Here is a 16,748-nt window from a genome sequence, read left to right as displayed (position 1 = left end):
GTCCGGGATACGACAGCGGTCGATCCCTCCGAGTAATGGCCACCGCTACCCGATCGAGACTACTCACGGCACACCGCCCGGCCACTGGCTCGGCGGCGCCGTCGGCGGGCGGTCACCCACCAGCTCCGCCAGCCGGGCGAGCCGACGCCGGCCGGTGATCCGGTACGCCGGACCGCCCGCCCCGGCGTCGAGCAGTACCGCCGGCAGGCCGATCGCGGCCAGCGCCGCGCCGACCGGCTCCCAGCACGCCTCGTCGGCGGCACCGAGCCGGAGCACGAAACCGAGCGGCTCGGGAGTGCCGGCCGCCGCCGCCCAGAGCCGCAGCCGAGGGCCGGTCAGGAAGAAGGTGCCGGGCGGGCGCTTCACCGTGCCGCGCAGCCAACTCGCCGCCAGCGGGGCGAGCAGGGTGCTGTAGGAGGTCTGCACCCCGTGCTGCTCCGCCACCCGACCCAGCCAGCTGGCGGTCAACCCCCGGCGGGCCAGCTCGGCGACGAGTACGTGCACCCGCCAGGCGGCGTCCACCACGACGGTGATCCGGGCCGTCCCACCCATCCGGACCAGCTCGCCCGGCCCGGCCAGCAGCCCGGCGAGATCACCGACGGAGGGATCGGCGGCCTCCACCCCGAAGAGCGAGAGCTGCCGTACCGGTGGAACGGCCGGCGGCGAGACCCCGGCCCGCCCGGCCGACGCCCCGGACCGCTCCCGGCCGGTACCGGCCGGATCCGCGTCCGGTCCGGGCCGCTCCGGCGGCACCCCGACCGACGAGGGCCGGCCGCCCGGCGCACCGCCGACCGGCTCCGGCTGGGCCGGGATCAGCGCGGCCGGCTCCGCGGGCGTCAGCGCGGCCGGCTCCGAGGGCGCTCCGCCCGGTGCCGGTTCCGGCGGCGGGTCGGGTGGCTCGGCGGCCGCGCCGGCCGGGTCGGGCGACTCGGCCGGTACGGGCGGGACGGGCGGCGTCAGCGACACTCCGGAACCTCGTCGAAGGCCCGCTTCAACTCCACCGAGTCCAGCTCGCTGGTGTCGAGCGAACTGGCGTCGTACTCCTTGTTGAGGGTGTCGACCGCGGCCTTGACGCCGTCGTAGAACTCGCTGGGCTGCCCGGTGCCGAGTGCCTCGATCGCCGCGCCGGCCCGGCCGTAGGCGTCCCGGACGGCGGTCAGCGAGGCGACGAAGCCCTGGGAGACCGCCTCACCCTTGTCGGTGTCCGGTACGCCGGCCGCCGCCACCTTCTGCCGAGCCGTCTCGCTGGCCTGTTCGGCGCCCCGGAGCAGCCGGACCAGGTTCTCCTTGGCCTGCGCCGGGCTGGTCTGCGCGGTCATCTGCTGCTGGGTGCTCCGGGTCAGCGTCCCGATCTCGGCCCGCCAGGGGGCCAGTGCCGCACAGACGGCGGCGGCCCAGGCCTGCGGGGTGGGTCCCCCGGCGCAGCCCCCGAGGAGCAGGGCGATCGTGCACAGGGCCGCCGTGAACCTTCCGGCGGATGCCGTGCGGGGGGTACGCATGCGTTGCAGCGTACGGGTTGGAGCCGGCTTCGCGAGGGGGGTAATCGGCCGAGCCCGCCCCCGGCGCCTCGCCGGGCCGTCCGGGCCGGCTCCCGGCACCGCACGTCGGAGCGCCCGGACCGGTCGGCGGCGGGGGGCGACGGGGGCCGCTGGCGGCGGGGCGGGCGGGCGGCGGCGGGGCGGGGCGCCGCTGGCAGCGGGATGGCCGGGCGCCGGGGGCGCAGACGGGTCCGGGCCCGCCGCGCGTACGCGACGGGCCCGGTTCCGGACTTGCCCAGGCTCAGACCTTGACCGTCTCCGGCTGCTGGTCGGAGCTGCCGCTGCCGGCACCTCCGGTGTCCGAGTCGGCGTCCGACATCGCCACCGGCTTGCGCTTGCTGAAGACCACCGCCGCGACGATGATCAGCGCCGCGACGACCGCGACCCCGATCCGCAGCGCGGTGTTCTTGTCCTCGCCGACGCTCCAGGCCACCACGGCCGGGGCGATCAGCAGCGAGACCAGGTTCATCACCTTGATCAGCGGGTTGATCGCCGGCCCGGCGGTGTCCTTGAACGGGTCACCGACCGTGTCGCCGATCACCGTGGCCGCGTGCGACTCCGAACCCTTGCCGCCGTACGCGCCGTCCTCGACGAGCTTCTTGGCGTTGTCCCAGGCGCCGCCCGAGTTGGCCAGGAAGACCGCCATCAGGGTGCCGGCCCCGATGGCGCCGGCCAGGTACGCGGCCAGCGCACCCGGGCCGAGCCCGAAGCCGACCGCGATCGGCGCCAGGATGGCGAGCAGCCCCGGGGTCATCAGCTCGCGCTGCGCGTCCCGGGTGCAGATGTCGACCACCTTGCCGTACTCCGGCCGCTGGCTGTAATCCATGATCCCGGGCAGCTCGCGGAACTGCCGGCGTACCTCCATCACCACGGCACCGGCCGAGCGGGAGACCGCGTTGATGGCCAGCCCGGAGAAGAGGAAGACGACCGCGGCACCGACGATCAGACCCACCAGGTTGCGCGGGTTGGCCACGTTGAGCAGCCCGTCGATCGACAGGTCGGAACCCGCGTCCCGCAGTGCCGTACCCAGCGTGTCGGTGTACGACCCGAAGAGCGCGGTGGCGGCGAGCACCGCCGTGGCGATCGCGATGCCCTTGGTGATCGCCTTGGTGGTGTTGCCGACCGCGTCCAGCTCGGTGAGGGTACGCGCGCCCTGCTCGTCGATGTCGCCGGACATCTCGGCGATGCCCTGCGCGTTGTCGGAGATCGGTCCGAAGGTGTCCATCGCGACGATCACGCCGACCGTGGTGAGCAGACCGGTACCGGCCAGCGCCACGGCGAAGAGCGAGAGCGTGAGCGAGCCGCCGCCGAGCAGGAAGGCGCCGAAGACCCCGGCGCCGATCAGCAGTGCGGAGTAGACCGCCGACTCCAGGCCGACGCTGATCCCGGCCAGTACCACGGTGGCCGGACCGGTCAGCGACGACTTGCCGATGTCCTGCACCGGTCGCCGGTTGGTCTCGGTGAAGTAGCCGGTCAGCGCCTGGATGGCGGCGGCCAGCACGATGCCGATCACGACGGCGCCGATGGCGAGGATCCGTGGGTCGATCGGCTCCGCCGCACCCTCGGCCAGGCCGAGCGTGCCACGCCAGTCGTCGCCGAGCAGCTCGGCCCAGGTGGCCGGCAGGTAGACGAAGGACATCACCGCGACCAGGATCGCCGAGACCACCGCGGAGGCGTAGAACGCCCGGTTGATCGCGGTGAGCCCGGACCGGTCGCCGGCCCGCAGCCGGGTGATGAAGACGCCGAGGATGGCGATCAGCACACCGATGGTGGAGACGATCAGCGGGAAGACCAGCCCGTGCTCGCCGAAGGCGGCCCGGCCGAGGATCAGCGCGGCGACCAGGGTGACGGCGTACGACTCGAACAGGTCGGCCGCCATGCCGGCGCAGTCACCGACGTTGTCGCCCACGTTGTCGGCGATGGTCGCCGCGTTGCGCGGGTCGTCCTCCGGGATGCCCTGCTCGACCTTGCCGACCAGGTCGGCGCCGACGTCGGCCGCCTTGGTGAAGATGCCGCCGCCGACCCGCATGAACATGGCGAGCAGCGCGGCACCGAAGCCGAAGCCCTCCAGCACGGTCGGCGCGTCACCCTTGTAGAGCAGGACGACCGCCGCCGCCCCGACCAGGCCGAGGCCGACGGTGAGGAAGCCGACGACGCCACCGGTGCGGAACGCGATCTGCATCGCCGCTTCCCGGCCGCCCTGGTGCTCGCGGGCGGCTGCCGCGACCCGCAGGTTGGCCCGGGTGGCCAGGGCCATGCCGGCACCGCCGATGAAGGCGCTGAACAGCGCACCGACCACGAAGAAGCCCGAGCGGCCGATCTTCACCAGCGTCTCGTTGCCGTCGGTGTCGTGCACCGGCAGCAGGAAGAGCAGGATCACCGCGACCACGACGAAGATCGCGAGGGTGCGGAACTGCCGGAGCAGGTAGGCCGAGGCGCCCTCCTGCACGGCCCCGGCGATCTCCTGCATCTTGTCGGTGCCCTTGCCGGTCGACAGCACGGCCTTGGTCAGCGCACCGGCGAAGCCGAGCGCCACCAGGGCGATAACCGCCGCGACGACGACGTACGACAGGTTCTCACCGCCGAGGGACAGCCCGCCACCGTCGGCGGACATATGTACGGACATCTATGTCCTCCTGTACCCAACACTCGCGCCGGGCCGGCGGACGAACCGGCCCGACGTCTCCACGCGTGGAGCGCCAACTCGCAAGCGTTCCGCCGGCCCACGGTTCCCGGGACCGGCGATGCTCCCCCACCCACAGGAACGGGACCAGCACACTTGCTGATAACCCCGGGTACTCTAGCGGCCCGTCGTGTTGAGGGTCACAACTAGGACCTGCCCGGTCGCGATGATCTTCGTCGCTGTGTTAGCCGCGCGGGTCTGCTAGAGCGGGTGCCGGCGAGGGGGCGACTACCGCCCGAGCGGCCAGGCCATCCGGACCTCGGTGCCGATGCCCTCGTCCACCGGACGCACCTGGAGGTCCTCGACAAAGCCCGCGAGCAGGGCAAACCCGACACCCACCGTCAGGGCCTCGTCGGTCAGCGACTCGTCGGCAAGCTCGTCCGGCGGCAGCGCGGCCAGCCCCAACCCGGCCTCGATCGGCGCCCGGTCGATCACCCGGACCGTGTACGCCGGACCGTCGGACATCTCGACCAGCACCAGATCGCTCAGCCCGTACTGGCGGTGCAGCGCGACCGCCCGGGCGCAGGCCTCGCCGATCGCCAGCCGTACCTCGTCGAGCAGTTCCTCGGGCACGCCGGCCCGCCGGGCCACCGCGACGCCGACCAACCGGGCGGTGCGGACGTGGACCGGGGCCGGGGTGAAGGAGAGTCTGACCCTCGACATCACGCGTCGACCGTCGACATCAGGCATCGGCACGTCGACATCAGGCATCGGCACCGGAGGAGTCGGCCGACGTGGCGGCGTCCACCGTGGGGTAGATCGGGAAGACCTGGTCGAGCGCGGTGATCCGGAAGATCTTGAGCAGCGGCTCCTTGTCGCAGATCAGCCCGAAGGTCCCGCCGACCGGACGCAGCCGCTTGAGCGCCCCCACCAGCACGCCGAGGCCGGTCGAGTCGAGGAAGTCCACCCGGCCCAGATCCACCACGATCGCCCGGGCCCCACCGTCGATCAGCTCGACCAGACGTTCACGCAGCCTCGGGGCGGTGTAGACGTCGACCTCGCCGCCGACCTCCAACACGGTGTAATCACCGATGGTGCGGGTCGTCAGCGACAGATCCATCAGTCCTCCTCTGACCGGCCAGGAACGCTCCTGGGCATCTAACCATCGAGCAGCGGACCGCGCATCGAGGGCGGCCGGCCGCCACCCGGCCTTCCGACGCACGTACGAGAGTGCGAGAGTGCAGGGCGTGACGTTTCCAGCAACAGTATCGGCCGGCACCGGGGGCGGGGACTCCCGCCCGGCCGGTCACCCCGGCGCGGGTGAGCTGCTGGACCTGCTGCGCGCCCGCACCCCGGGCGGTGCGGGCGGCACCCCGGTCACACACGTCGAACGGGTACCGGCCCGTCCGGGCACGGCGGTCGACTGGCCGGAGTGGGTGCCGGCGGAGCTGCGCGCCGCCCTCGCCGGGCAGGGCGTGGTCGCGCCGTGGCGGCACCAGGCCGAGGCGGCCGGGCACGCGTACGCCGGCCGGCACGTGGTGGTCGCCACCGGCACCGCGTCGGGAAAGTCGCTCGCGTACCAGCTCCCGGCGCTGGCCACGCTGCTCACCGACCCCCGGGCCACCGTGCTCTACCTGGCCCCGACCAAGGCGCTCGCCGCCGACCAGCTCCGGGCCGTCGCCGCGCTCGGCCTCGACGGGGTACGCCCGGCGTGTTACGACGGCGACACCCCGCGCACCGAGCGGGACTGGATCCGTCAGCACTCCCGGTTCGTGCTGACCAACCCGGACATGCTGCACCACGGCATCCTGCCGGGGCACGCGAAGTGGTCCGGCTTCCTGCGCCGGCTGGCGTTCGTGGTGGTCGACGAGTGCCACACCTACCGGGGCGTCTTCGGGTCGCACGTGGCACACGTACTGCGCCGGCTGCGGCGGCAGGCGGCGCGCTATCCGGGTACCCGCAGGCCGGTGCCGGGGCAGCGGGGCGCGACCGGCGGTCCCGGGCCGGCACCGGACGGACCGGTCTTCGTGCTCGCCTCGGCGACCTCCGGCGACCCGGCGGCAGCGGCCGAGCGGCTGACCGGGCTGCCGGTCACGGCGGTCACCGAGGACACCGCGCCGCGCGGCGGGCTGACCTTCGCGCTCTGGGAGCCGCCGCTGCTGCCGCCGCCGTCGGGCGCCCCGGAGCCGGCCGACCCCGCCGAGGAGGTGACGGCGGGCGCCGGGGTGGACGCCGCACCGGTACGCCGCTCCGCGCTGCGCGAGACCGCCGACCTGCTCAGCGACACGGTCGCGGCCGGGGTCCGGACGCTGGCCTTCGTCCGGTCCCGACGCGGGGCCGAGGTGATCGCCACCACCGCCCGGCGCTCGCTGGACGAGGCGGTACCCGGGCTCGGCGCCCGGGTCGCCGCCTACCGGTCCGGCTACCTGCGCGAGGAGCGTCGCTCCCTGGAGCAGGCGCTGCTCGGCGGCGAGTTGCTCGGGCTCGCCTCGACCAGCGCGTTGGAACTCGGCGTCGACCTGGTCGGCCTGGACGCGGTGCTGATCTGTGGTTATCCGGGTACCCGGGCCTCGCTCTGGCAGCAGGCCGGCCGGGCCGGGCGCTCCGGCCGGGAGGCGCTGGCGGTACTGGTGGCCCGGGACGACCCGCTGGACACCTATCTGGTGCACCATCCGGAGGCGCTGTTCGGCCGGCCCGTCGAGGCGACCGTGCTCGACCCGGCCAACCCGTACGTGCTGGGGCCGCAACTGGCCTGCGCGGCGGCCGAGTCTCCGCTCACCCCGGCCGACCTGGAACTCTTCGGCGAGGGGGCGAAGGAGGCGGTCGAGGCGCTGGTGGCCGGCGGCGCGCTCCGGCACCGCCCGACCGGCTGGTACTGGCGGCACGTGGGGCGGCCCGAGGTGGACCTGCGCGGCACCGGCGGCATGCCGGTGGACGTGGTCGAGTCGTCGACCGGCCGGCTGCTCGGCACGGTCGACCCGGCGTCGGCGCACTTCCAGGTCCATCCCGGCGCGGTCTACCTGCACCAGGGCGTGTCGTACGTGGTGGACCACCTCGACCTCGACGACGGGTGTGCGCTGGTGCACGCCGAGGAGCCGGACTGGTCCACCCATCCCCGGGACGTCACCTCGCTCTCCGTCGTCTCGGTCCGCTCCTACCTCGACGCGGGGCCGGTCGGGATGTTCCTCGGCGAGGTCGACGTGACCAGCCAGGTGGTGTCGTACCAGCGCCGCCGGCTCGCCTCCGGCGAGGTGCTGGCCACCCTGCCGCTGGACCTGCCCGCCCGGGAGCTGCGTACGGTCGCGGTCTGGTTCACGGTCTCGCCGGAGTCGCTGGCGGCGGCCGGGGTGGAGGCGGCCGAGGTGCCGGGCGCGCTGCACGCGGCCGAGCACGCCGCGATCGGGCTGCTGCCGCTGGTCGCCACCTGCGACCGCTGGGACATCGGCGGGCTCTCCACGGCCAACCATCCGGACACCGAGGCGCCGACGGTCTTCGTCTACGACGGGCACCCGGGTGGCGCGGGATTCGCCGAGCGGGCGTACCGGGCGGCGGCGCAGTGGCTCTCGGCGACCCGGGACGCGATCGCCGAGTGCGGCTGCGAGGCCGGCTGCCCGTCCTGCGTGCAGTCCCCGAAGTGCGGCAACGGCAACAACCCGCTGGCCAAGCCGGAGGCGGTCCGGGTCCTCGACGTGGTGCTGTCCAACCTGGCCAGGGTGGCTCCGGCGGAGCCCGACGACCTGCCGCCACAGACTGATCGCGGATAGTCGGTATTCGCATGCATGGATCTATGGGGATCCGGTTAAGTTACGCTGGGAGCGCTTCCACGGATCCGCCTGAGGAGGACGTCGTGGCCGACACCATCGCCGAGACCGTCGAACTGCTGTACACCATCGACCAGGCACATCTGACCGTCGACCAGCAGATCGCGCTCTCCCAGGCGTACGCGGCACTGGCCCAGGCAGAACGCCTGGACCAGATCCACCAGATGCTGCACAGCATCCACCAGGTGCTGAACAGCTGGGTGGTGCGCCGGGCCACCGAGGGCAGCATCCGCTGAGCAGGCATGCGAGAGGGACCCTTCCCGAGTACTCCGGGAGAGGGTCCCTTCCGCACCGCCGAGGTCCCGGTCAGCCGGAGACCGAGAAGCTGTTGGTGACGAAGTCCCGACCGCCGGCGGACGAGGTGATCTCGTAGCCGAGCTGGACGTCCCCGATCGTGACGTCACCGAACCAGCCACGGTCCCGGATCCAGGTCGCGATGGCCCGGACGTCGACCGTGCCGGAGTTGGTGTTGCCGCTCCGGATGAACGAGTAGACCTGGTTGGCCCCGTTCGAGCCCCGGTAGATGTCCCAGGTGTGGCCGCCGACCGACGCCCTCACCTGGAAGCTGCCGAGCGGGCCGACCGGCCCGTACTTGTTCATCCAGAGCATGATCTCGTGGGCGTGGTCGGTGGTCCAGATGTCGTACGCCGTGGTGTAGGCGAGCCCGCTGCCGCTGGTCGGTACCGTCACATTGAACCTGCTGGTGACGTTGCCCAGGGCGCTCACCCGACGCCCGATGTACCGGGTCGCGTTCGGGTACGACTTGATCCCACCGGTGTTCGGATGGTTGGCCGTGACTCCCCAGTTGCTCGGCGAGTTGGCCCAGATGGTCTGCGAGCCGTGGCCGGAGCCCCAGATGTTGTTGTAGAGCGTGTAACCGCCGCTGGACCAGGTGCCCCAGCGGTCGCTGGAAGTCCAGACGGCGGCCTGGACCGGTGCGGGTGCGGCGGTGACGGTCAGTACGACGGCGAGCGCGAACGCGCCGATCGTCAGACGTGCGGTGCGCAGCACGATGACCTCCTTGTCTCCCCCGGCGTTGCAGGGACGGACGCCGGGATGGCCGGAGCAGCCGAACAACTCGACTGCGGGCAGCCGAACACTTCGACTGCGGCATGGAGATGGCGCGCGCGACATCGCTCACCGAAATTTAGTTTTGCTTCCAAACTAAGTCAATAGATGTGCACCGATCACATTCGGGCGAAGCCGCACCCCTCGGGATCGCATTGACACACCCAAATCTGCCTACATAGAGTTGATGTTCCTTACGCTCAGTCATCGCCACTGGTCGGTGGCTCCGGCGCCGCCCGGTACCGTCCCGAAGGGTCGCCGCCGTGTCCATCCCCGTCAGCACCGTGGCCGGCCACGAACCGGCCGGAGATCAGGTCGCCCGTGGTGCCGCGCCGTCACCCGCCGACCCGGCCGTCGCCGCCACCGCCCGGACGCTCCGCTGGCCCCGATCGCTGCCGGTCTGGCACTGGTTACCACCACCGCCGCCCTCGCGGTCGTCCTGCCCTCGACCGTCGCGAGTGCGGTCCACGGGGCCGGTGGCGCCGCATTGGTTCGTGAAGCCCGGGTGGTCAGTGACCTCGCAGTGGTCTCGGACGCGGCAGTGGTCTCGGACGCCGCAGTGGTCGGTGAGGCCGCAGTGGTCGGTGAGGCCGCAGTGGTCGGTGAGGCCGCAGTGGTGTCGGACGGCAAAGGGGGCGCGGGCGGCGAAGGGGTCGCGGGCGGTGGGGTGGTGGTGGACGGCGGGGCGGTCACGGACACCGGCGTGGTGGCGGTGGCGCCGCTGTTCGGCGACGACTTCGAAGACGGCGACGCGGTCGGCTGGTCGACCGTCGGCGGGCAGTGGTCGGTCGGCGGCGACACCGTCGGCGGCGACACCACGAAGGCGTACCGGCAACGTTCCGGCAGCGCCCTGGCCAGCGCCCGCAGCGGCGACCCGAACTGGACCGACTACACGGTCAGCACAGAGGTCAGACCGACGGCGCTGGGCAACTCGCGTTCCTCGATCGGGCTGCTCGCCCGGGTCCAGTCCACCACCAGCCACTACTACCTGAACCTTCGCGGGAACAGTCAGCTCGAACTCGGCAAGCTCGTCTCCGGCCGGGCCACCGTGCTCGCCTCCGCCCCGGTGACGGCGGCGATCGGCGGTTGGCAGACGCTGCGACTCGCCCTCCGGGGCGACCGACTCGTCGGGCAACTCGGATCCGCCACGGTCACCGCCACCGACGGCCAGTTCGGCCAGGGCCGGATCGGCCTGAGCACCAGCTACGCCACCGGATGGTTCGACAACGTCCTGGTGGAGCCGTCGGCCCCGGACATCCAGCCACCGACCGTGCCCGGCCGGCCGCAGGTGCTCTCCGTCGTACCGGGTGCGGTCACCATCACCTGGCCGGCCTCGACCGACGACGTCGGGGTGACGCAGTACTACGTGTACCAGGGCGACCAGTTCTACTCGCAGTATCTGGCCCGGGTCGTACCGGACAACGCCCCACTGACCCTGCAACTGTCTCCGACGGCGGCCCAGACCCACTTCTCGGTCACGGCGCGCGACGCGGCCGGCAACACGTCGGGGTTCTCCGCTCGTACCTCCGTCCGGCAGCCGCCGAGCTTTCCGCGCAGCGGTGACAACACCGTCGCGCCCAGCCCACCGGGCGCCCCGGTGGTCACCGCCGTCACCCCGAACGGCTACCTGGTCGCCTGGGAGCCGGCGACGGACGACATCGGCGTGGTCGAATACCACGTCTACCACGTGTTCGCGGTGGACGAGATCCGGGTCGAGGCAAAGGTCAGCACCAACACCGCCGTGATCGCGCCACGCGGCGGCTACGAGACGATCTACGTGGTCGCGTACGACGCGTCGTGGAACGCCAGCAGCAGTCCCACCGTGCAGCTCCTGCCACCACCGACACCGCCGGCTGCCCGCTGAGGCGTGTTTCGCAAGTCGGGCTGGCAGCGGCGAGGGCACGGCTGGTGCGGGCGAGCGGGTCATCTTCGCCTAGGTGTCAGCCGGGCCGGTCTGCTCGCCCCGGACCGGCCCGGCTCGGGCTGTCGCGCTGGCGACCCTGGTCATCCCTGGCAGCGGTTCGACCGTCACCTCGGCAGTGACCAGGAGATCGAGGCCGTCCAGCGTGCAGCCGGTGAGCCGGGCGCTGTTCGCGGCGGCGATGGCCGTGGCCCGGGCACATGCCTGATCCGGACCCGCCAGCACCTGGGTGGCCCCGGCGAGCGCACCGAGGTCGGCCGCGACCCGGGCCTGGTGCCGGGCCACCCGGGCGGCGCCGATCGCCGCCGCACCGAGGCTGAACACCACCAGCACCAGTCCCACGGCGAGCAGCCAGAGGGTGGCACTGCCCCGATCGGACCCACCGCATCGCGAGACCGGCTGGCATCCTCGGCTGGCAGGACGCCGAGCATCGAATCCGCCGCACCGCGAGAGTGGTCGGCTGCCTCGGTCGGGTGGACGCTGAACAGTTGATCGGCGCCGTCCCCGGCCGGACCAGTTCCAGTCGAGGCCGTGACGAGCCCGGGGTGCGCTGCGGTCCGCCGTCGTCATGAGAGCGGCTCCGGTGCGCCCGGTTCGACCGCCGCCACCGCGATCGCGCTCACCGTCAACCGGGGCAACCTCGCACCGAGTGCGCGTACCGGTGCCCGTACCGTGGCGACCGTCCGGTCACCGTTCACCGAGACCGACACCGTCGCGCCCTGCGGTGCCGCCCGCGCACCGGCGGGTACGCCCGGGGCACCGCGGGAGGCGGCCAGGGCCGCCTCCCGCGCCGCATCCACACACTGTGCCTTTGTGGTCACCGCGTTCACGGCGGTGAGCCCGGCGAGCAGCAGCAACAACAGCGCCGGCAGGCCGGCCGCCAACTCGGCGGTGAACGAGCCCCGGTCGTGGTCGACCGACCGGCGCCAGCTCACGACAGGGCCCGGTCGATCACGCTCGCCAGTGCGGCCTGCACCCGGCCGGAGGTGAGTACCTTCAGCAGGATCCCGGCGAAGGCGACGGCGGCGAGGGTGCCGACGGCGTACTCGGCGGTGTTCATCCCGGCGTCGCCACGGAGCCGGGCGATCAACTTGCGGAGCATGGAGTTCCCTTCTCGGATCGGTCACAGGACGTCGCCGAGCACGGCGACGATCACCGGCACCAGGCCGGCGAGAATGAAGGCGGGCAGAAAACACAGGCCGAGCGGCAACACGATCAGCACCCCGGCCCGGCGGGCCGCCGCCTCGGCCCCGGTCACCCGGTCGGCCCGCAGGTCGTCGGCGAGCCGGGTCAACGCCCCAGCCAGCGCCGCCCCGCTCGCCGAGGAGCGGACCGCCGCCGACGTCAGCCGCTCCGCGCCCGGCACCGGCCCGAGGCGCGCCCAGGCCTCCTCCGGCGTACCGCCGAGTCGGAGGGTCCGGCCGACCTCGGTGAGCCGCTCGCCGAGCGGGCCGGCGAGCGCCTCCGCGACCGCACAGACGGCCCCGTCGACCGGTGCGCCGGCCCGTAGTGCCGCCGCGAGCAGGTCGGCCGCGAGCGGCAGGTCGGCTGACTCACGTAGCCGACGTCGCCGCACGGCCGCTGGTTCGAGCCGACGGAGCAACCGGTCGAGGCCGACCGCCGTGACCACCCCGAGCAGTACGCCGAGCCAGCCGCCGAGCAGGACTCCGGCCGCCAGTCCGGCCAACCCGGCGGCCAGCCGGACGAGGTCGATCGGGCCCGACCAGCCTGCCCGGCTATTGCCCCAGCCGCGCCGGCTCCCGTCCCGCCCGCGTCCCGGCTCTCGGTCGCCACGCTCGTCGAGACCGTTGCGCTCGTCGGAACCGTTGTGCTCGTCGGAACCGTTGCGCTCGTCGGCACCGTTGCGCAGGTGGGTGGTGGCGTGGCGTGCCCGGCGCCCGGTCGGCCCGGCTGTCCGACGGGACGGCCCGACGGTGCCGAGCGCGGAGAGCCGCCCTCGGGGCGACCGGCGGGCGGGGATCCCGACCAGCGTCAGCAGGGCGAGACCGATCAGAACTCCCGGGACCAGGGTTTGCATCGTGCTCAGCGCCCCGAGGTCGCGACCGACGGGAACCGGCCGGCCTCACGGCCCGTTCCGTCCGTACGGCCGGCACCGCTGAGCCGGCCCGCCCAGAACAGGCCGGCGAGTTGCAGGGTGACGGCGCCGGCCGCACAGGCGGCACCGATCGGGGTGTGCAACAGAATCGCCAACGGGTCGACGCCGATGCCATAGCCCAGGGCGATACCGCCGGCCGGCAACGCCGCCAACAGCCAGGCGGTGGCACGTGCACCGGCAGCCTGTGCCTCGGCGGCGGCGAGCCCTCGGTCCATCGCCCGGGCGTCGGCCTCGATCCGCTCCAACAGGTCGGCCAGGGGTGCGCCGGTCTGCTCGGCGAGACGTACCGCCGACCGGGCGAGACCGGCGAGTCGGTCAGATCCGTCGGCCGCCAGCATCACGGTCGACGGCGGCAGCCCGGCTCGCAGGTCGGCGGCGAGGCCGCAGAGTGCGTCGAGTTGGCCGCGATGCGTCCGTTCAGCCCACCGGCCGGCCCGGCGGCGCAGCAGGCCGCGTACCGCCATCGCGGTGTAGGCGGCCACGGCGAGCGCCGCGACCGGGCCACCGGCGAGCATTCCGCCGACGCCGCCCAGCACGACACCGACGACCACGGCCCGCCAGGGCGGCACGGAGGCGAGCAACCGATCCAACGCGGTCGACCAGGAGTCCTGCCGCCCTGCCGAGTCGGTCCCTGCCGGCCCGTCTCCTCCCGGCTGGCGCCACGGCCCGATGCGCACGCCGTGACGCCTGCCGACCACCGCCCGACGCCGGACCCGGGCGCGGCTGGCCGGCCAACCGACCAGGAGCGCCGCACCGGCCAGGCAGGCACCCGCCAGCCACCAGCTCGTCACGGCGCACCCCGAGTGATCTCCCGGCGGGCGGAGGGCTGCGGCCACGACCGGGACGCGGTGCCGGCGGCGACACCGGAGCAACCGGTCCGACCTGCGCCGACGGCCTCCAGTAGGGGTGGCACCGGCACTCCCCGCTCGGCGAGCAGCGTCGCCAGGGCCGGCGCGGCCGGCCCGAGACCCCGGTCCCGACGCCAGGCGGGGACGACGGTGACCAGCCGCTCCGGACCCGCCGGCAGCATCAGGCAGACCGCCTCCAACACCCGGCCCGTCGACGCCCGACGAACCTGGAGCAACACCTGGAGCGCGGCGGCCACCTGGGCGTGCAGGGCCGGTCGGGGCAGGCCGCCGAGCAGTCCCAGTGCCTCCAGCCGGGCCGGTACGTCCGCCGGGGCATTGGCGTGCAGGGTGCCCGCCCCGCCGTCGTGCCCGGTGTTGAGGGCGGAGAGCAGGTCCACCACCTCGGCGCCCCGACACTCGCCCACTACCAGCCGGTCGGGACGCATCCGCAGGGCCTGTCGCACCAGGTCGCTCAGCCCGACCGAGCCGGCACCCTCCACATTCGAGGTCCGGGCCTGGAGGCCGACCACGTGCGGATGCACCGGCCGCAGCTCGGCGGCATCCTCGACCAGTACGATCCGTTCGGTCGGTGGCACCAGCCCGAGCAGCGTGTTCAGCAGCGTCGTCTTGCCCGACCCCGTTCCGCCGACCACCAGGTAGGCGAGCCGGGCGGCGACCACCGCCGCGAGCAGCGTGGCGGCGGCAGCGGGCAGGGTGCCGTGGCGTACCAGGTCGTCGAGGGTGAACGGACGTTGGCGGAAGGTACGCAACGACAGGTAGGGCCCGCTGGTCGCCACCGGCGGCAGTACGGCGTGCAGGCGGGTACCGTCCGGCAGCCGGGCGTCGACGTACGGGCTGCCCTCGTCCAGCCGTCGACCGCAGGCGGCGGCGAGCCGTTGGGCGAGCCGGCGTACTTCGTCGGGACCGCCGAGCGGAACCGACACCGGGGAGAGCCCGCTGCCCCGGTCGACCCAGACCCTGGTCCCGTTGACCAGCACGTCGGTGACCTGGTCGTCGGCGAGCAGCGGAGTCAGCGGGCCGGCGCCGACCAGGTCGTGGTGCACCCGGGTGGCCATCCGTAACACGGTGGTGTCGCCGAGGACGGCCGCGCCGGGCTCGGCACGTACCGCCGCGACGACGGCGGCCGGGGTCACCGTCGTCCCCTCGGCGGCGAACCGGCGCCGGACCCGGGCGGCAAGGTCGTGCCTCACGGCCGGGCCGCCTCGGTGCGGGCGGCACCCCTTTGAGCCGGGTAGGGACAGGCTGCCCGCCTCTGAGCCGCGTAAGGACGGGCAGCCCGGCTCCGAGTCACGTAAAGGCGGGCAGCCCGGCTCCGAGTCGTGTGCGGGCGGACGGCACGCTTCCGGATGCTCATCGCGCCTCCACCGGAACGCCGGCCGCACCGGTGAGGTCGGTGATGATGCGCTGGCAGAGCGCCGCGAGCGGACCGCGTCCGGCCGCCGCCGGGGCCTCGCCGCGTTCCAGATTTCGGCAGAGTCCCGGCTCGGGCCGCAGCGTGCCGACCAGCGGGAGGTCGAGCGCCCGGGCCACCTCGCGGGCCTTGAGCCGGCCCGGGGCGGGACCGCGCACGATGACCGAGAGGTTGGCGCAGTGCAGCCCCGCGACCGCGACCACCCGGGCCGCCGCAGCGGTCGCCCGCAACTCGGCGGGGACCAGCACGAACGCCTGGTCGGCCGCCTGGAGTGCGATCACCGCCGCGTCGTCGAGCTGCCGGGGCAGGTCGACGACGACGAGGTCCCGGCCGCGCCGGCCGGCGTCCATGGTGGCCGCCATCGCCTCGACCGGCAGCGCCAGCAGATCGCCGCGATCCCAGGAGAGCATCACCAGGTCACCCCGGCTGGGCAGCGCCCGGACCAGCGCGGGCGCGTCGACCCGGCCGTCCGCCTCGGTGAGCGCGGGCCAGCGCAGCCCCTCCAACTGTTCCCAGCCGAGGACCAGGTCGAGGCCGCCACCGAGCGGGTCGGCGTCGACCAGCAGCGTACGCAGGCCGCACCGGGCCGCCGTGATGGCGAGCCCGCCGGCCAGTACGCTCGCGCCGGCCCCGCCGCGCCCGCCGATCACCGCGACGATCCGGGCCGGGCCACCCACCGCACCGCCCCGACCGGTGACGCACTCGCCGAACCGGTCGACGAGCCAGGGCTCGGCCGCCGGCAGTACGGCGACGTGTTCGGCACCGAGCAGTCCGGCGACCTCCCAGCCGCCGTCCTCCTCCCCCGAGCGGCCGACCAGGATCACGCGCGGTCGCCTGGGCAGCCTCGCCCGCAGGCAGGCCTGCGCCTGGTCGGTGCCGATCAGCACCAGCGGCGCGGCGGCCCATCGGGACCGGGCCGACGCCGGTTCGGCGGCCACCTCCACCTCGCCGCCACCCGCCGCCGCAAGCCGGAGCAGCTCGTCAAGTAGCTCGTTGTCCGAGGTCACGACCAGGGGCAGGCGCGGTCCGGGGCGGACCGGGGTACGCGGTGGCATCACGTCCTCCAGCGGTGGGATCCGGCTCCAACGGGCGGTCCGGTTACCGCCACACCCTGGCGTCCCGAAACCTCCGCTGCCGGCACCGGAATCCGGGCTGTGGATAACCGGGGTGGCTGTGGACAACGCCCGTCGAGTCGATGGATCTGGTATGCGCACCAGGGCTTCAGCGGCGATCCCGACAGCGGGTACGAGCGGCTGCCCGCGTACCCGAAGGGGTTTGGTCGGCCGGCGGCGACCAGGCCATATTCGCCTCCGGCTGGGGTACCCGAGCCGCGCGAGGGTCGCTACCGCGCGACGCAACCGGGCAGATCGGGAGAGGGAGC

The 16,748-nt window shown here is 73.7% G+C and carries 16 protein-coding genes; 3 read left to right on the top strand and 13 right to left on the bottom strand.

From position 1 onward, the window contains the following. Positions 1 to 63: 63 nt before the first annotated feature. The 5 genes from C6361_RS19180 to C6361_RS19160 form a co-directional block, all read right to left on the bottom strand. Positions 64 to 813: a hypothetical protein gene (locus tag C6361_RS19180; protein ID WP_369931441.1), complete on the bottom strand. Its 750-nt coding sequence runs from the start codon at positions 811 to 813 to the stop codon at positions 64 to 66. A gap of 143 nt (positions 814 to 956) precedes the next feature. After that, positions 957 to 1,499 carry a hypothetical protein gene (locus C6361_RS19175; protein WP_107268547.1) on the bottom strand — a complete coding sequence of 181 codons (543 nt, stop codon included), beginning with the start codon at positions 1,497 to 1,499 and terminating at the stop codon, positions 957 to 959. A 280-nt stretch (positions 1,500 to 1,779) separates the two neighbouring features. Then, positions 1,780 to 4,164: a sodium-translocating pyrophosphatase gene (locus C6361_RS19170; RefSeq protein WP_107268546.1), complete on the bottom strand. Its 2,385-nt coding sequence runs from the start codon at positions 4,162 to 4,164 to the stop codon at positions 1,780 to 1,782. Positions 4,165 to 4,449: 285 nt separating this feature from the next. Further along, positions 4,450 to 4,887 (bottom strand): ATP-binding protein, encoded by a 438-nt coding sequence (locus C6361_RS19165; protein ID WP_101368439.1) that lies wholly within the window; start codon positions 4,885 to 4,887, stop codon positions 4,450 to 4,452. 37 nt (positions 4,888 to 4,924) lie between these two features. After that, positions 4,925 to 5,281, bottom strand: a complete 357-nt coding sequence (locus C6361_RS19160; protein WP_107268545.1) for an STAS domain-containing protein — start codon at positions 5,279 to 5,281, stop codon at positions 4,925 to 4,927. 205 nt (positions 5,282 to 5,486) lie between these two features. On the opposite strand from C6361_RS19160, the gene C6361_RS19155 reads away from it, so the two are divergent. Next, entirely contained in the window at positions 5,487 to 7,925 is a 2,439-nt protein-coding gene (locus tag C6361_RS19155; protein WP_107271034.1) for a DEAD/DEAH box helicase, read from the top strand. Between the two features lie 83 nt (positions 7,926 to 8,008). Further along, complete coding sequence (locus C6361_RS19150) at positions 8,009 to 8,218, top strand: hypothetical protein (protein ID WP_107262234.1); 210 nt, start codon at positions 8,009 to 8,011, stop codon at positions 8,216 to 8,218. 70 nt (positions 8,219 to 8,288) lie between these two features. On the opposite strand, the gene C6361_RS19145 is transcribed toward C6361_RS19150, so the two are convergent. Continuing rightward, positions 8,289 to 8,993 carry a hypothetical protein gene (locus C6361_RS19145; protein WP_234358890.1) on the bottom strand — a complete coding sequence of 235 codons (705 nt, stop codon included), beginning with the start codon at positions 8,991 to 8,993 and terminating at the stop codon, positions 8,289 to 8,291. A gap of 562 nt (positions 8,994 to 9,555) precedes the next feature. On the opposite strand from C6361_RS19145, the gene C6361_RS19140 reads away from it, so the two are divergent. Continuing rightward, positions 9,556 to 10,914: a hypothetical protein gene (locus C6361_RS19140; protein ID WP_107268543.1), complete on the top strand. Its 1,359-nt coding sequence runs from the start codon at positions 9,556 to 9,558 to the stop codon at positions 10,912 to 10,914. A gap of 69 nt (positions 10,915 to 10,983) precedes the next feature. Here the strand turns inward: C6361_RS19140 and C6361_RS38245 are convergent, their stop codons facing one another. From C6361_RS38245 to ssd, 7 genes are all read right to left on the bottom strand, one after another. Continuing rightward, a complete protein-coding gene (locus tag C6361_RS38245; RefSeq protein ID WP_107268542.1) occupies positions 10,984 to 11,541 on the bottom strand; it encodes an Rv3654c family TadE-like protein in 558 nt (185 codons plus the stop codon). Then, positions 11,538 to 11,906 carry a TadE family type IV pilus minor pilin gene (locus C6361_RS19130; protein ID WP_107268541.1) on the bottom strand — a complete coding sequence of 123 codons (369 nt, stop codon included), beginning with the start codon at positions 11,904 to 11,906 and terminating at the stop codon, positions 11,538 to 11,540. Before C6361_RS19130 ends, C6361_RS38245 begins: the two co-directional genes overlap by 4 nt. Then, positions 11,903 to 12,073: a DUF4244 domain-containing protein gene (locus C6361_RS19125; RefSeq protein WP_101368449.1), complete on the bottom strand. Its 171-nt coding sequence runs from the start codon at positions 12,071 to 12,073 to the stop codon at positions 11,903 to 11,905. The genes C6361_RS19130 and C6361_RS19125 overlap by 4 nt, the downstream gene beginning before the upstream one ends. 21 nt (positions 12,074 to 12,094) lie before the next feature. After that, a complete protein-coding gene (locus tag C6361_RS38240) occupies positions 12,095 to 12,685 on the bottom strand; it encodes a type II secretion system F family protein (RefSeq protein ID WP_234359635.1) in 591 nt (196 codons plus the stop codon). 329 nt (positions 12,686 to 13,014) lie between these two features. Beyond that, positions 13,015 to 13,878 carry a type II secretion system F family protein gene (locus tag C6361_RS37655; protein WP_199853021.1) on the bottom strand — a complete coding sequence of 288 codons (864 nt, stop codon included), beginning with the start codon at positions 13,876 to 13,878 and terminating at the stop codon, positions 13,015 to 13,017. Further along, positions 13,875 to 15,146: a TadA family conjugal transfer-associated ATPase gene (locus tag C6361_RS19110; RefSeq protein ID WP_107268539.1), complete on the bottom strand. Its 1,272-nt coding sequence runs from the start codon at positions 15,144 to 15,146 to the stop codon at positions 13,875 to 13,877. Before C6361_RS19110 ends, C6361_RS37655 begins: the two co-directional genes overlap by 4 nt. A 160-nt stretch (positions 15,147 to 15,306) precedes the next feature. Then, on the bottom strand, positions 15,307 to 16,422 hold the full coding sequence (gene ssd / locus C6361_RS19105; protein ID WP_107268538.1) for a septum site-determining protein Ssd: 1,116 nt from the start codon (positions 16,420 to 16,422) through the stop codon (positions 15,307 to 15,309). Between the last annotated feature and the right edge of the window lie 326 nt (positions 16,423 to 16,748).

Source organism: Plantactinospora sp. BC1 (genome assembly GCF_003030345.1).
Taxonomy (GTDB): domain Bacteria; phylum Actinomycetota; class Actinomycetes; order Mycobacteriales; family Micromonosporaceae; genus Plantactinospora.
The sequence above is the reverse complement of the archived record's forward strand: the minus strand, read 5'-3'. Positions and strand labels throughout refer to the sequence as shown.

Excerpts from the sequence above, each read along its gene's own strand:
- C6361_RS19175 (WP_107268547.1), bottom strand. The coding sequence starts at position 1,499 with ATGCGTACCCCCCGCACGGCATCCGCCGGAAGGTTCACGGCGGCCCTG.
- C6361_RS19170 (WP_107268546.1), bottom strand. The coding sequence starts at position 4,164 with ATGTCCGTACATATGTCCGCCGACGGTGGCGGGCTGTCCCTCGGCGGT.
- C6361_RS19160 (WP_107268545.1), bottom strand. The coding sequence starts at position 5,281 with ATGGATCTGTCGCTGACGACCCGCACCATCGGTGATTACACCGTGTTG.
- C6361_RS38245 (WP_107268542.1), bottom strand. The coding sequence starts at position 11,541 with ATGACGACGGCGGACCGCAGCGCACCCCGGGCTCGTCACGGCCTCGAC.
- C6361_RS19125 (WP_101368449.1), bottom strand. The coding sequence starts at position 12,073 with ATGCTCCGCAAGTTGATCGCCCGGCTCCGTGGCGACGCCGGGATGAAC.
- ssd (WP_107268538.1), bottom strand. The coding sequence starts at position 16,422 with ATGCCACCGCGTACCCCGGTCCGCCCCGGACCGCGCCTGCCCCTGGTC.